The following is a 14,185-nucleotide window of genomic DNA, read 5'->3' on the forward strand; positions in this document are numbered from 1 at the left end:
CGGATGTTCGGACTTCGCCGCGGCACCACCGACTCGCTCATCACCATGATCGCGACGCCCACCGTCTGGGCGCTGCATTTCCTCTTCTGCTACGTGCTCGTCGCCTCGGCCTGCGCCCCCAACGAGGACGTGTTCAAGTCGATCAACGGCGCGCGGATCGCCATCGCGGTCGCGACCGCGGTGAGTCTGGCCTTCTGCTTCTTCGCGGGGCTGCGAGCGTTGCGCGAGTGGAAGGCGGCGGGCGGAACACCGCCGCACGACCAGCCCACCGAACACGACCGCGAACGACAGATGGAGCTGGCCTCGGTTCTTCTTTCGGCGTTGTCCTTCCTCGCCATCGTCTTCACCGCGCTGCCGGTCCTCCTCGTGGCGGACTGCCGGTGAGGGCGGCCTTGGCGAGCGGGACGGAGACCGGCCGGCTGGCCCGGTTCGCGCCGCTGGTCGGTGCGCTCGGGCTTCTGGCGTTGCTTTGGGGCGGGCCGCTGCCGGAGCGCGCGGAGGGTTCGTTCGCCGCGCACATGGTCATGCACATGGGCGTCGTGGCGCTGGCCGCGCCGCTTCTGGCCTTTGGGTTGGCGCGCGCCTTTCCCGGTCTCGTGCGCCGCGTTCCCGGCCGGCTGGCGCTGATGGCGGCGCTCGTCGAATTCGTGCTGATCTGGGGCTGGCACGCGCCGGCGCTGCACGATGCCGCGCGCCAGAGCCTGCCGCTGCTCCTGCTCGAACAGGCGTCCTTCCTGACGGCGGGTCTCTTCGTCTGGCTGACGGCCCTCAGTGCCGGGGCGAACGGCAACCGCACGGAGTCACGCGCTGCCGGGGCCGCCGGGCTGCTCGTCACCTCCATGCACATGACGCTGCTCGGCGCGCTGCTCCTCCTCAGCCCGCGCGCGCTCTACGCCTGTGCCCAGCTCTGCACCCCCTTCGCGACGCTGACGGCGCTGGAGGACCAGCAGCTCGGCGGCGTCCTCATGCTGGGGATCGGCGGTGCCGCCTATCTCGCGGGCGGGCTCCTGCTGCTCGCCGGCCTTCTCAACGAGCGCCGCGCGAGCGGCCCCCTCGCATCCACCGGAAGTTCGCATCCATGAAGCGTCAGATCACCATCACCTGGAAGCGTCTGGCGCTTCTGCCCGTGGTGGGGCTGGCGGGCGCGCTGACTGTCGGCTGGTCGGGCCTCGTCTCGATCGCCGCCTCGTCGGGCCATTTCGCGCCCGTCGAATGGTTCCTGCACTGGACCTTCGGCAACGCCGTCGACACGCAATCGATGGCGATCACGCTGCCCGAGGGCATCGACCTCGGCGATCCCGCTCTCGTACAGCGCGCCGCCGGCCATTTCGCCAGCGGCTGCGCGCCCTGCCACGGCGCGCCGGGCGAGCTGCAGTCGCCGGTGGTGAAGGCGATGATGCCCTGGCCGCCCCGCCTGGAGGGCAAGGTCGGCGAGTGGCGGGATCGCGAACTGTTCTGGATCGGCCAGCACGGCGTGAAATATTCGGGCATGCCGGCCTGGGTCTCGCAGAAGCGGCCGGACGAGGTCTGGGCGATGGTGGCGTTCCTGCGCGCCCTGCCGACGATGAGCGCAGAGACCTATGGCACGTTGGCGCTCGGCCGGCCGGCCGACGCGGCCTTGCGAGAGATGACGGCGAATGCGGCCTTGGCGGATGGATCCGTCGATATCGCTCCCGCGTCCTCGCCCGGCGCTGCCGTCCCGCTTCCCTCGGCGACGAATGCCGCGCCGATGGCGTCCGGCGCCTCGCCGCAGACGCTGGGACTGAGCGCGATGGGGCAGGCGGGCGATCCCGCGCTGGCCGATTGTGCGCGGTGCCATGGCGAGAGCGGGCGCGGCGTCGGGGCGCCCGGCGCCTTCCCGGTGATCTCGGGCCAGCCGGAAGCCTATCTCTACGAGACGCTGCTCGCCTATGCCGCGGGCACGCGCGAAAGCGGCATCATGACCCCGGCCGCCGGCATCCACGAGAGCGAGACGCTGCGCCGGCTGGCGGCGCACTATGCGGCGCAACCCGCGGTCGCTGTCGAGGGCGCGGCGTCCGCCGTGCCGCCGGTCTCCGGCGTCGCCATCGGCCCGGAGCATCAGGTGCGCGCGCCCCGCTCCAGCATCGGGCCGGACGCGCCGGCCACCGAGCCGGCGTTGACCGGCGCAGACGCCGTGGTCGATCCCTCCGCTGCGCACGGCCCGCCCTACAGCGTCGACGGGCTTCTGGCACTCGGCCGGCGGCTTGCCGAGGAAGGGCTGCCGAGCGAGAAGATCGCCGCCTGCGACAGCTGCCATGGCGCCAGCGGGCGTGCGAAGAACCCGCTCTATCCCTATCTCGCCGGCCAGCCCGAATGGTTTACGGCGACGAACCTGCAGCTCTGGAAGGACGGCGATCGCGGCGGCACGCCGCTCGCCCATGTGATGACGCCGATCGCCATCAACATGACCGAGGAGCAGATCGACGCCGTGGCGCTCTGGTACGCGAGCCAGCCCGCCGGCCGCTGAGGCGGGCGGCACCGCCCTCTGGGCATTGGGCGATCTATCGGGTCCCGTTCCGAGTGCGGTTTGTCGGCTCGGATCAGAATGGCTGGCAGGACCGTACCGGAGGTCCGGCCGCAACGCGCGCTGCAGGAATTGGCCGGCAGGGCGTCATCCCTTCGGCTCGGCCCCTGCCAGCCAGCTTACGGTGTCGAATTGCCTGCCTATGGCCTGCCGCGGCGAGTTCGTCCATCAGTCGACCGACAAGGCTGAGGTGGGGGCAGAGCGGTCGGGATTCAGGCCGCTACACACGCCGTCGGGATTGGCCGACAGGGCGTCATCCCTCGGCTCGGCCCTTGCCAGCCAGCTTACTGCGTCTGATCGCTTGCCTTTGGCCCGCCACGGCGAGCGCGTGCCTTTGTCCTTTCGACAACGCGAAGGTGGGCAGAGGCGTGTAGGGGCCGAAGCCATGACGCACGCCGACGGGATTGGCGGACAACGCCCTCAGCCGTTCGCATGGGCCGTGCCTATCCGCTCCATTGCCTCGAACCCGTTGGCCGCAGCGCCGGGCCACAGGCCTGCAGTCCGTCGCAGGGATCGGACGGACAGGACCCACGGACTTGCGCCCCGTTCATCGTCCGATGCTGTGGGTCTCTGTCTTGCCCGCATGTCCAGACGAAGTGTGTCCGCTTCGTCTGGACATGCTTCAGGCGGCCGTCCCGGCGGTGGCGATCCAGGCTTCCTGCGCCTCGGTCTCGATCGCGCCGGGCCGCACCTGGCGGATCTTGGCGACGGCGCCATCCGGCGAGCGGCCGCGCTCCGCCAGCAGCCGGGCCGCGATCATGCCGGAGCGCCCGAGGCCGCCCCAGCAATGGATCGCCACTGTCTCGCCCCGGTCGAGGCGCGGGTGGATGCGGCCGGCGATCTCGCGCCAGAGCGCGGCGCTGGGCGGAATGCCGAAGTCGGGAACCGGCATGTGCAGCCATTCGATGCCGGCGGCCGCGAGCTCGTCGCCGAGGTCGTCGGCGTCGGGCAGTTCGTGCGGCTCCACGAGGCCGAGAAGGCAGGTGACCTGCAGCAGCTTCAGGGAGGCGACATCACCGCGGAACGGCCGGCGCCGGCCGGGGCAGGGCTGGATCAACAGGGCGCCGCGACGCAGCGACGCGGGCGGCAGGACATGCGGCGACACCGCCATTCGGGAAGGCTCCGGGTTCGAGATCGGCAGGACGGAATGCGTCCGAAAAGACGGGGGCGGCGGGTCCGTGTTGCGTCGCTCCGCAGGCGGGGCGGCGACGGCGCGTCTTCACGGCGCGCTTGCGATATGCGATTCGCGGGAGGGCGGCGAGCGCCCGCCGGCCCCCTCATGGAAAATTCATGAGCAGGGGCCGGGTCTCGATCAACGGCGCTGCCGTTCGTCCCCTTGAACCCCTTCGCGAGGCTGCGATGACCGACCTGCTGCTTCTCGGTATCGATGCCGGGGGATCCTCCTGCCGGGCGCGGCTGGCGCTGGCCGACGGACGGGTCCTCGGCGAGGGGCGCGGCGGGCCAGCCTCGGCGCGCCTTGGCGTCGCGCCCGCCTTCGACGCGATGATGGAGGCAGTGCGCGGCGCCTGGGGGCAAGCGGGGCTCGGCCCCCCGGTGTTCTCGCGCGTGGTCGCCGCGGCCGGGGTCGCCGGCTTTCGGCGCGAGGGTGCGGCCGAGGCGTTCGCCGGCCGGCCGCATCCGTTCGCCGACCTCGCCTTCACCGACGACGGCACGATCGCGTGTCTGGGCGCCCACGGCGGCGCTGAGGGCGGCGTGGTGGTGGTCGGCACCGGGTCGATCGCGGTGGGCCTGCTGCACGGCCAGCCGCTGCGCTTCGGTGGCTACGGCCTGCCGGCCTCCGACGAGGGATCGGGCGCCCGGCTCGGGCAGGCGGCGATGGCATTTGCCTTCGAGGTGGTGGACGGGCGACGTTTGCGCGGCTCGCTCGCGGCGGCGATCCTCGAGCGCTTCGCCGACAGCACGCCCGCGATGACCGGCTGGATGGAACGCGCCTCGCCCGCCGACTATGCGGGTCTGGCGCCGCTCGTGCTCGCCGCGGCGCCGCAGGACGAAGACGCCGCCGCGCTGCTCATGGAGGCCGGGCGCGGCATCGGCGGCCTCGTGGATGCGCTGGCGGGGGCGGGCTGCCGGCGGATCGCGCTGCTCGGCGGTTTGGCCGAGCCATTGCGGCCCTTCCTGCCGGCGGCGAGCATGGCCCGTCTCGCCCCGGCCCTCGGCGATGCCCTCGACGGGGCGCTGGGATTGGCGAAGGCCCGGCTCGCGGAGATATCGGGCGCGAGGCGAAACGCATGATCGTCATCGCCGCAGCAGTGGCGCCCGGGGGGCGTCCCGTTGTATCCAGCATCGCGAACGGGGGACGGCTTGCATCGGCCACCGACATCCTGGCCGGCCTGCCGCCGGCCCCTTCCGAGGAGATCCTTCGATGAAGTCACGCGCCGCCGTCGCCTGGGAAGCGGGCAAGCCGCTCACGATCGAGACCGTCGACATCCGGGGTCCGCAGCCGGGCGAAGTGCTCGTCGAAATCATGGCCACCGGCGTCTGCCACACCGACGCCTATACGCTGTCGGGCCTCGATTCCGAAGGCAAGTTCCCCGCGATCCTCGGCCACGAGGGCGCCGGCATCGTGCGCGAGGTCGGCGCGGGCGTGACGAGCGTGAAGCCCGGAGACCACGTCATTCCGCTCTACACGCCGGAATGCCGCAACTGCAAAAGCTGCCTGTCGCAGCGGACCAACCTCTGCACCGCCATCCGCTCGACGCAGGGGCAGGGCGTGATGCCGGACGGCACGTCGCGCTTCCGCTGCGACGAGACCACCGTCTTCCACTACATGGGCTGCTCGACCTTCTCGAACTTCACCGTGCTGCCCGAGATCGCGGTGGCGAAGGTGCGCGAGGACGCCCCCTTCGACAAGATCTGCTACATCGGCTGCGGCGTCACCACCGGCATCGGCGCGGTGATCTACACCGCCAAGGTCTGGCCGGGCGCCAACGTGGTGGTCTTCGGCTTGGGCGGCATCGGCCTCAACGTGCTGCAGGGCGCGCGGATGGTGGGCGCCGACAAGATCATCGGCGTCGACATCAATCCGGCAAGGCAAGAGATGGCCCGCAAGTTCGGCATGACCGACTTCATCAACCCCGCCGAGATCGGCAACGACAAGGTGGTGCAGGCGATCCAGGACCTCACCGGGGGCGGCGCCGACTTCTCGTTCGACGCCACCGGCAACACCAACGTGATGCGCCAGGCGCTGGAATGCTGCCATCGCGGCTGGGGCGAGTCGATCGTCATCGGCGTGGCCGAGGCCGGCAAGGAGATCTCCACGCGGCCGTTCCAGCTCGTCACCGGCCGGGTCTGGAAGGGCACGGCCTTCGGCGGCGCGCGGGGCCGGACCGACGTTCCAAAGATCGTCGACTGGTACATGGAGGGCAAGATCAACATCGACGACCTCATCACCCACACGATGCCGCTCGACGAGATCAACACGGCCTTCGACCTGATGCACGAGGGCAAGTCGATCCGCTCCGTGGTGGTCTACTGAGCGAGATCGTGACCGGCGGGGTGCAGGGCTGGCGCTGGACGACGTTCGACGCTTTGAGCGGCCGGGAGGTCCACGACCTCCTGAAGCTGCGGATGGACGTCTTCGTGGTGGAGCAGGCCTGCGCCTTCGCCGAGATCGACGGCAAGGACCCGCACGCGCTTCACCTTCTCCACACGGTGGAGGGCGCGCTGGCCGCGTGCCTGCGCGTCTTCGCGCCGCCGGCCCAAGGTCAAGCCGCGCGGATCGGCCGGGTGGCGACGTCAGCGGCCTTTCGCGGCACGGGGCTGGGCCACCGCCTGATGGTGGAAGGGGTCCGCTTCTGCCGCGAGACCTATCCCGGCCACCCCATCGATCTCTCGGCGCAGGCCCATCTCGTGCGCTTCTACGAGCGCCACGGCTTCACCTGCGTCTCCGACGCCTATCTGGAAGACGACATTCCGCATGTCGACATGCGACGGCCCGCCGATACGGCTTGAACCCGCTCGCAAGACGACCGCCCGATCGAAGAAGGATGCCCCGCTTATGCCGCTCGATACGATCTCGTCCTCCAAGGCCCATGGCGGCACGCAAGGGGTCTACCGCCATCACTCGCGCACCACCGACACGGTGATGACCTTCGCGGTCTTCACGCCGCCGCAGGCATCCGAGGGCCGGGTACCCGTGCTCTGGTATCTCTCGGGCCTCACCTGCTCGCACCAGAACGCGATGGACAAGGCCGAGTATCGCAAGGCCGCCGCCGAGCACGGCGTGATGATCGTGCTGCCCGACACCAGCCCGCGCGGCACCAACGTTCCCGACGAGCCCGGCAACTGGCAGTTCGGCTCGGGCGCCGGCTTCTATCTCGATGCGACGCGCGACCCATACGCCGCCAACTATCGCATGTATTCCTACGTCACCGACGAACTGCCGGGTTATCTCGCCACGCATTTCCCGGCCGACATGCGCCGCCAGTCGATCTCCGGCCATTCGATGGGTGGCCACGGCGCGCTGACGATCGCGCTGAAGAACCCCGAGGCCTACAAGAGCGCCTCGGCCTTCGCGCCGATCGTGCAGCCGACCACGGCCGACTGGTCGAAGCCGGCCCTCGACAAGTATCTCGGCGTCGGCTCGAAGGCGCAGCGCGAGTACGACACGACGCTGCTGATCGCCGACGGCAAGCGTTTCCCCGAGTTCTACGTGGACCAAGGCACCGCCGACGAGTTCCTCGACACGGGCCTGCGCCCGCATCTGCTGCGCGAGGCGTGCGCCAAGGCCGGCATCAAGCTGACGCTGACGATGCGCGACGGCTACGACCACTCCTACAACTTCGTCTCGTCCTTCATGGCCGACCACGTCGCCTATCACGCCGAGCACCTGCACCGGGGCTGACGATATCGAGGTGGAGGCCAGCTTCTGCCGGTCTCCACCTTTTCAATCGTTTCGCCGGTTGTTATCGGTAACGCGAAACCATGGCGAGGGCCGATTCCACCGGATGCGAACCCGGATGGCGGCAAGGGGGAACGGGCATGAGCGAGCGGCAGGCGGACCTGGGTGTCCTCGGAATGGGGACGATGGGCGCGAACCTCGCGCTGAACTTCGCCGACAATGGCGGGTTCACGGTGGCGCTGTCGAACCGCACGGTGGCGAAAGCCTACGGCGTGCGCGACGACAATCCGGCGCTGGCCGAGCGTCTGGTGCCGACCGACTCGATCGAGCATTTCATCGCGACGCTGAAGAGCCCCCGCGTCGTCGTGCTGATGGTGAATGCCGGCGCGCCAGTGGACGAGCAGATGGCGCTGGTGCTGCCGCATCTCGATAAGGGCGACATCCTCATCGATGCCGGCAATGCCGATTTCAACGACACGGTGCGCCGCGACCGCGAGGTGAAGGACACCGGCATCCATTTCGTCGGCATGGGCGTATCGGGCGGCGAAGAGGGCGCGCGTCACGGGCCGTCGATCATGGTGGGCGGCGACGAGGCGGTCTGGGAGCGCCTGAAGCCCCTGCTCGAGCCGATCTCGGCGAAGTACGAGGGCTCGCCTTGCGTCGACTGGCTCGGCCCCGACGGCGCCGGCCATTTCGTCAAGACGATCCACAACGGCATCGAATATGCCGATATGCAGATGATCGCCGAAGTCTACGGCATCCTGCGCGACGGCGTCGGCCTTCAGGCCGGCGAGATGGCCGACATCTTCGCCGACTGGAACACGCGCGGCCTCTCGTCCTATCTCGTCGAGATCACCGCGGTGACCTTGAGCGAAACCGATCCCGAGACCGGAAAGCCGCTGGTGGACGTCATCGTCGACGAGGCCGGTCAGAAGGGCACCGGGCGCTGGTCGGTGATCGAGGCGCAGAAGCTCGGCATCGGCGCCACCACGCTGGAGGCCGCCGTCTCGGCGCGCGGCATCTCCTCGCGCCGTGCGGAACGCGCCGGTGCCGCCAAGCTCTTCGGCGCGGTGACGACGGCCAAGGCCGAGTTCCACGCCGATCAGGACGGGCTGGCGGAACTCGAAGCCGCGCTCGAGACCGCCAAGCTGATCGCCTATGCGCAGGGCTACGCGACGATGGCGGAGGCGTCGAAGGAGTTCGGCTGGCACCTGCCGCTCGGCGAGATCGCCCGGATCTGGCGCGCCGGCTGCATCATCCGCTCGCGCTTCCTCGACGACATCACACAGGCTTATGAGAGCGGCGGCGGCGAGGTGATCAACCTGCTGCAGGCGCCCTCGTTCAAGACGCTGGTGGAAGAGGGGCAGGCCTCGCTGCGCCGCGTCGTCGCCAAGGCCGTGCTCGCCGGCCTGCCGGTGCCCGCGCTCTCGGCCGCGCTCGCCTATTTCGACGACTACCGGCGCGCACGCGGCACGACGAACCTGACGCAGGCGCAGCGCGACCTCTTCGGCGCTCACACGTTCAAGCGGCTGGACCGCGAAGGCGTCTTCCACCACCGCTGGCCGGCGGTCTGACCGGGCCTTCGCCTCCCGCATTCGCGGGGGCGCGCTTTGGTTCCATGCGGGTCGGACTGTCCGCATGGAGCCGCGATTCAGGCGGCGGGCGCGACTCGTCGCCTATTTTCTCGAGGTCGAGCTGACGAGAGATAGTCAGTCTGGGCCAGCGCCGGATTGACGAGGGGAGGCGACGAGGTCGCTTCCCGTTCTTCTCCTGCGAGCTCACGCGGATGGCCCCTGCATCGGCCGTTCGCCTGCTTCGGCCTTCGATCGGCGCGCCCTTTTCCTTCTGGCGTCCATCAAGGGATCGCTTGGAGCGGCCTCTTGGCTTCGCAAGGGCTGCAGATGCGAAGGCGTCCGGCAGCCGCGGCAGCCCCGGCCGAGCGGTTCTTCAAGAGCCTTTGTCAGACCTCTCCGTCGGCGGCGAGGCGGATGGCGTCGAGGAAGATCTCGCCGTAGCGTTCGAGCTTGGCCATGCCGACGCCGGGAATGGCCTTGAGGTCCTGCGGACGCGTCGGGCGGGCCTGCGCCATGGCGCGCAGGGTCGCGTCCGAGAACACCATGTAGGGCGGGATCTTCTGCTCGCGCGAGAGGCGGGTGCGCTCGCGGCGCAAGGCCTCGAACACCGTCGCCGACAGGCCGTCCAGCCCGTCGGTGGCCTGCCCGCCGGAGCGCTTGAACTGCGTTGCGACGCGGGCGCGATCCTTGCGCAGGGTGACGCGCCGCTCGCCGCGAAACACCGCGCGGGCTTCTTCCGGCAGCGTCAGCGCGCCGAAGGCCTCGTGATCGATCGTCAGCAGGCTCGCGGCGGTGAGCTGGCGCGCCACCGACTGCCAGGTGCGCGCGTCGATGTCGCGGCCGACGCCGAAGACGGCGAGCGTGTCGTGGCCGGCACGTTGCACCTTCTCGGTCGCCTTGCCGGTGAGGACGTCGATGACGTGGCCCGAGCCGTAGCGCTGCCCGGTGCGGTAGACGGCGGCGAGAAGCTTGGTGGCCGCTTCCGTGCCGTCCCAGGTCTCGACGGGCGAGAGACAGGTGTCGCAATTGCCGCAGTTGCCGGGATGGGCCTCGCCGAAATGGCGCAGGATCGCAGCGCGCCGGCATTCGGCGGTCTCGCAGATGCCGAGGAGCGCATCGAGCTTGCCCCGCTCCACCCGCTTGATCGCCTCCTCCGAGCCGCCCTCGTCGATCATCCGGCGGCGCTGCACCACGTCCTGCAGCCCGTAGGCCATCCACGCCTCGGAGGGTGCGCCATCGCGCCCGGCGCGGCCGGTCTCCTGATAGTAGGCCTCGACGGAGGAGGGGAGATCGAGATGGGCGACGAAGCGCACGTCGGGCTTGTCGATGCCCATGCCGAAGGCCACCGTCGCCACGAGGCAGAGGTTCTCGTCCTTGAGGAAGGCGTCCTGGTTGCGCGCCTTCACGGCGGACTCCATGCCGGCATGGTAGGGCAGGGCGTATAGGCCCTGCTCGTTCAGCCAGGCGGCGGTCTCCTCCACCTTGCGGCGCGACAGGCAGTAGACGATGCCGCTGGCGCCCTTGTGGTTCTGAAGGAAGGCCAGAAGCTGCTTCTTCGGATTGTCGCGCTCGACGATCGCGTAGCGGATGTTCGGCCGGTCGAACGAGGTCATGAAGACCGGCGCGTCGGCCAGCCGCAGGCGCTCGACGATGTCGGCCCGCGTCGTCGGATCGGCGGTGGCGGTCAGGGCGATGCGCGGCACGTCGGGATAGTCGTCGGCAAGGCGCGCGAGCTCGCGGTATTCGGGCCGGAAGTCGTGGCCCCAGGCGCTGACGCAATGCGCCTCGTCGATGGCGAAGAGTGCGATGCGCACCTGCGAGAGCGTGCGCCGGAAGCCTTCGCCGACGAGCCGTTCGGGCGTGACATAGAGAAGGTCGAGCTTGCCGCCGACGAGATCGCGCCAGACCGCGCTGCGCTCCTCCTCGCTCATCGAGGAGTTCATCGAGGCCGCCGAGACGCCGGCCTGGCGCAGCGCCTCCACCTGATCGCGCATCAGGGCGATGAGCGGCGAGACGACGATCGCCGTGCCGGGGCGGCAGAGCGCGGGCACCTGATAGCACATCGACTTGCCGGCGCCGGTCGGGAACAGCACCACCGCGTCGCCGCCGCGCACGATCTGCTCGACCACAGCCTCCTGCTCGCCGCGAAACGCGCCGTGGCCGAAGACGGTGCGCAGCACCTCGCGCGGTTCGCGAAGGCGGCCATCGGCTTTGGGTCCGTCGAACAGGGCGTCGGAAGGGGCCGACCCGGCCTGGGTGCGGCGTCCGGTTTCAGGCATCGAGGTCTCCGGGAAAGCGTCGGGCACTGTCGGGTATCACGGGCGTCGAGGCAACCGCCGGCGCGGCGTCGTCCCCAGCACCCGGCGAAGGCCCGACATGGAAAACCCCCGGAGCTGGCGGCTCCGGGGGTTGGAAGGACGGCGACGGCCGGCCGGCTCGCAGATCAGGCGTGGACGTCCTCGACCACGCGCAGCGCCCGGCGGGCGGCTTCGGCAGTGTCCTTCACCGCCTTCTGAACCTTCTCGAAGGCGCGCACTTCGATCTGGCGCACGCGCTCGCGGCTGATGTCGAACTCGCCGGACAGAGCCTCGAGCGTCAGCGGATCGTCGGAAAGGCGACGCGCCTCGAAGATGCGGCGCTCGCGGTCGTTCAGCACGTCCATCGCCTGATGCAGCATGTCGCGGCGCTGGTTCAGCTCGTCCTGCTCGACGAGCATGTCTTCCTGGTTCTCGGTCTGATCGACCAGCCAGTCCTGCCACTCGCCCGATTCGCCTTCGGTGGCGCGGATCGGGGCGTTCAGCGAGGCGTCGCCCGACAGGCGACGGTTCATCGACACGACCTCTTCGGGCGAGACGCCGAGCTGGGTGGCGATCTGATCGACCTGATCCGGGCGCAGGTCCCCTTCGTCGAGCGCCTGGATGCGGCTCTTCATCTTGCGCAGATTGAAGAACAGCCGCTTCTGGTTGGCGGTGGTCCCCATCTTCACGAGGCTCCACGAGCGCAGGATGTACTCCTGAATCGAGGCCTTGATCCACCACATCGCGTAGGTCGCCAGACGGAAGCCCCGCTCCGGGTCGAAACGCTTGACCGCCTGCATCAGGCCGACATTGCCCTCCGACACGACCTCGCCGATCGGCAGGCCGTAGCCGCGATAGCCCATGGCGATCTTGGCGACGAGACGCAGATGGCTGGTCACGAGCCGATGTGCGGCATCGCGGTCGTCATGCTCGGCGTAACGCTTGGCGAGCATGTATTCTTCCTGGGGCTCCAACATGGGAAACCGACGGATTTCCTCGAGATAGCGGCTGAGGCCGCCTTCGCCCGAGGCGATGCTCGGAAGATTGGCTCGCGCCATGTGAAACCCTCCTTCGACTGCAACGGCCGCTCGCATTCGAGCCGGCCGACGACGGAGCGTCCCTGAAGACCCATTCCGCCCGAACTCATATGGGGACGCGAACCCGGCGTTTCATGATCGCAAACCGATGAACCGGATTACAATCCGTTCACCTTTCGGCCCAAATCCGACGTCTCGTCAGCGGCTTTTGTAGGTCGAACCGCGCGGCTCATCGGCACAATGGCGGAAGCCCTCGAGGAGTTCCTGCATGTCGGCGGGCAGCTCGGTCTCGAACTCCATCGGCTCGCCGCTGGCCGGGTGCTCGAAGCCGAGGCGGAAGGCATGGAGGGCCTGACGCGGGAAGTGCTCGATGATGGCAGCGACATTCTCGCCGAGCTTGCGGGCCTTGGAGCGGAAATGCGCCCCATAGGCGTCGTCGCCGACGAGCGGGTGGCCGATATGAGCCATGTGGACGCGGATCTGGTGGGTGCGGCCGGTCTCCAGAACGCAGGTCACGAGCGCGGCGTGCTCGGCCGCGCCGCCGAAGCGCTCCATCACCTGGAAATGCGTCACCGCATGCTTGGCGTCGGCGCGCTCCTCGTTGACCACGGTGCGCTTCATCCGGTCGGAATTGGAGCGCCCGAGAGCCGCTTCGATCCGGCCGACGGGGCGCGAGGGAACGCCCCAGACCACCGCCCGATAGGCGCGCTCCATCCGCCCGTCGCGCCCGTGGGCGGCGAACTGGTCGGCGAGCGAGCGATGGGCGAGATCGGTCTTGGCGACCACCATGACGCCGCTCGTCTCCTTGTCGAGACGGTGGACGATGCCCGGCCGCTTGACGCCGCCGATGCCCGACAGCGTGTCGCCGCAATGGAAGAGGAGGGCGTTGACGAGCGTGCCCGTCCAGTTGCCGGGGCCGGGATGGACAACGAGCCCGGCGGGCTTGTCGATGACGATGAGATGCTCGTCTTCATGGAGCACGTCGAGCGGGATGTCCTCGCCGACCGGCTCGGGGGCTTCGGCCTCCGGCACCGTAAAGGCCACCGTCTCGCCGGCCGCGACCTTGCGCTTGGGCACGCGCACGGGCGCGCCATCGACGCTGACCTCGCCGGCCTCGATCAGGCCCTGGACGCGCGAGCGCGAGAGTTCGCCCCCGACCGCCTGCGCCAGGAACTGGTCGAGACGCTTTCCGGCGTTCTCGCCCTCCACCACGAAGCGGCTTGCGCCCGCTTCGGCTCCCCCTGTACCAACGGCCGAAATGACACCCTCCGAGAGACTGGACTGAACGCGATGACGGATGAAAACGGGACGCAGGCGCCGATCGATCCGGCCTTCGAGCGGGTTCGCCGCAAGATGGTACGGCTCCTCGCGTTATCGATCGCCGTCCTCTTCGTGGGACTTATCGCGGTTCTCTCCGCCGTTGTCTATCGCAGCTCCGACCGGCCCGCCGAGACCGCCGCCGCGCCGGCCGGCGCCACGCAGGGGCTGACCGAGGGCAACAGCGCGCCGATCCTGCTGCCGGCCGGCGCGCGGATCGCCGAGAGCGCGCTCGACGCCAACCATGCGCTGATCCGCATCGCGCTGGCGGGCGGCGGCGAAGAGCTGCTGATCGTCGATCTGGCGACCGGCGAGGTGGTCTCGCGCTACCCGATCCGGGTCGAGGGCGCGGCTTCGCCGGCTCCCGCGACGACGACGCCGTAAGCGCCAAAAAAGCGCTTGCCATCCGGAAACGCCGTGGCTATACGGACAACCACTGGCTCGCGCCCATCGTCTAGCGGTTAGGACGGCGCCCTCTCACGGCGCAAACAGGGGTTCGATTCCCCTTGGGCGTACCAGTCATCTCTCTTCTTTTTGCATTGCAAACGGCTTTC

13 protein-coding genes and 1 tRNA gene are annotated in these 14,185 nt (G+C 69.4%); 10 read left to right on the forward strand and 4 right to left on the reverse strand.

The window, feature by feature from the left end; genetic code table 11:
• The first annotated feature begins 3 nt into the window (after positions 1-3).
• The 3 genes from AUL33_RS11970 to AUL33_RS11980 are packed head-to-tail and all read left to right on the forward strand — an operon-like array spanning position 4 to position 2,488.
• Positions 4-384, forward strand: coding sequence for a hypothetical protein (locus AUL33_RS11970; RefSeq protein WP_062207947.1), 381 nt, complete (start codon positions 4-6; stop codon positions 382-384).
• Positions 381-1,082: a cytochrome c oxidase assembly protein gene (locus AUL33_RS11975; protein ID WP_244492160.1), complete on the forward strand. Its 702-nt coding sequence runs from the start codon at positions 381-383 to the stop codon at positions 1,080-1,082. The genes AUL33_RS11970 and AUL33_RS11975 overlap by 4 nt, the downstream gene beginning before the upstream one ends.
• The gene (locus AUL33_RS11980) at positions 1,079-2,488 is read left to right on the forward strand and encodes a c-type cytochrome (RefSeq protein ID WP_062207950.1); all 1,410 of its coding nucleotides are present in this window, start codon (positions 1,079-1,081) and stop codon (positions 2,486-2,488) included. The genes AUL33_RS11975 and AUL33_RS11980 overlap by 4 nt, the downstream gene beginning before the upstream one ends.
• 679 nt (positions 2,489-3,167) lie before the next feature.
• Here AUL33_RS11980 and AUL33_RS11985 read toward each other — a convergent pair.
• Positions 3,168-3,656, reverse strand: coding sequence for a dual specificity protein phosphatase family protein (locus tag AUL33_RS11985; RefSeq protein WP_062207953.1), 489 nt, complete (start codon positions 3,654-3,656; stop codon positions 3,168-3,170).
• A 179-nt stretch (positions 3,657-3,835) separates the two neighbouring features.
• Here AUL33_RS11985 and AUL33_RS11990 point away from each other — a divergent pair, with 179 nt between their 5' ends.
• The 5 genes from AUL33_RS11990 (at position 3,836) to gndA (ending at position 8,980) form a co-directional block, all read left to right on the forward strand.
• A complete protein-coding gene (locus AUL33_RS11990; protein ID WP_082652537.1) occupies positions 3,836-4,798 on the forward strand; it encodes a BadF/BadG/BcrA/BcrD ATPase family protein in 963 nt (320 codons plus the stop codon).
• A 130-nt stretch (positions 4,799-4,928) separates the two neighbouring features.
• Positions 4,929-6,041 (forward strand): S-(hydroxymethyl)glutathione dehydrogenase/class III alcohol dehydrogenase, encoded by a 1,113-nt coding sequence (locus AUL33_RS11995; protein ID WP_062207959.1) that lies wholly within the window; start codon positions 4,929-4,931, stop codon positions 6,039-6,041.
• A gap of 8 nt (positions 6,042-6,049) precedes the next feature.
• Positions 6,050-6,517: a GNAT family N-acetyltransferase gene (locus tag AUL33_RS12000; protein ID WP_244492162.1), complete on the forward strand. Its 468-nt coding sequence runs from the start codon at positions 6,050-6,052 to the stop codon at positions 6,515-6,517.
• A 46-nt stretch (positions 6,518-6,563) separates the two neighbouring features.
• A complete protein-coding gene (fghA, locus tag AUL33_RS12005; protein WP_062207962.1) occupies positions 6,564-7,409 on the forward strand; it encodes an S-formylglutathione hydrolase in 846 nt (281 codons plus the stop codon).
• Positions 7,410-7,546: 137 nt separating this feature from the next.
• On the forward strand, positions 7,547-8,980 hold the full coding sequence (gene gndA / locus AUL33_RS12010; protein ID WP_062207965.1) for an NADP-dependent phosphogluconate dehydrogenase: 1,434 nt from the start codon (positions 7,547-7,549) through the stop codon (positions 8,978-8,980).
• 386 nt (positions 8,981-9,366) lie between these two features.
• Here the strand turns inward: gndA and recQ are convergent, their stop codons facing one another.
• The 3 genes from recQ to AUL33_RS12025 form a co-directional block, all read right to left on the reverse strand.
• Positions 9,367-11,259, reverse strand: coding sequence for a DNA helicase RecQ (gene recQ, locus AUL33_RS12015; protein WP_062207967.1), 1,893 nt, complete (start codon positions 11,257-11,259; stop codon positions 9,367-9,369).
• 164 nt (positions 11,260-11,423) lie between these two features.
• Positions 11,424-12,335: an RNA polymerase sigma factor RpoH gene (gene rpoH / locus AUL33_RS12020; protein ID WP_062207970.1), complete on the reverse strand. Its 912-nt coding sequence runs from the start codon at positions 12,333-12,335 to the stop codon at positions 11,424-11,426.
• Positions 12,336-12,512: 177 nt separating this feature from the next.
• Positions 12,513-13,574, reverse strand: a complete 1,062-nt coding sequence (locus tag AUL33_RS12025; protein WP_062207973.1) for an RluA family pseudouridine synthase — start codon at positions 13,572-13,574, stop codon at positions 12,513-12,515.
• Between the two features lie 30 nt (positions 13,575-13,604).
• Between AUL33_RS12025 and AUL33_RS12030 the strand changes: the two genes are divergently transcribed.
• Both AUL33_RS12030 and AUL33_RS12035 read left to right on the forward strand, forming a co-directional pair.
• Positions 13,605-14,015, forward strand: coding sequence for a hypothetical protein (locus AUL33_RS12030; RefSeq protein WP_062207975.1), 411 nt, complete (start codon positions 13,605-13,607; stop codon positions 14,013-14,015).
• 59 nt (positions 14,016-14,074) lie between these two features.
• Positions 14,075-14,149 (forward strand) — tRNA-Glu (locus tag AUL33_RS12035).
• Positions 14,150-14,185: the final 36 nt, after the last annotated feature.

Origin of the sequence: Aureimonas sp. AU12 (genome assembly GCF_001463705.1) — a bacterium.
GTDB lineage: Bacteria > Pseudomonadota > Alphaproteobacteria > Rhizobiales > Rhizobiaceae > Aureimonas.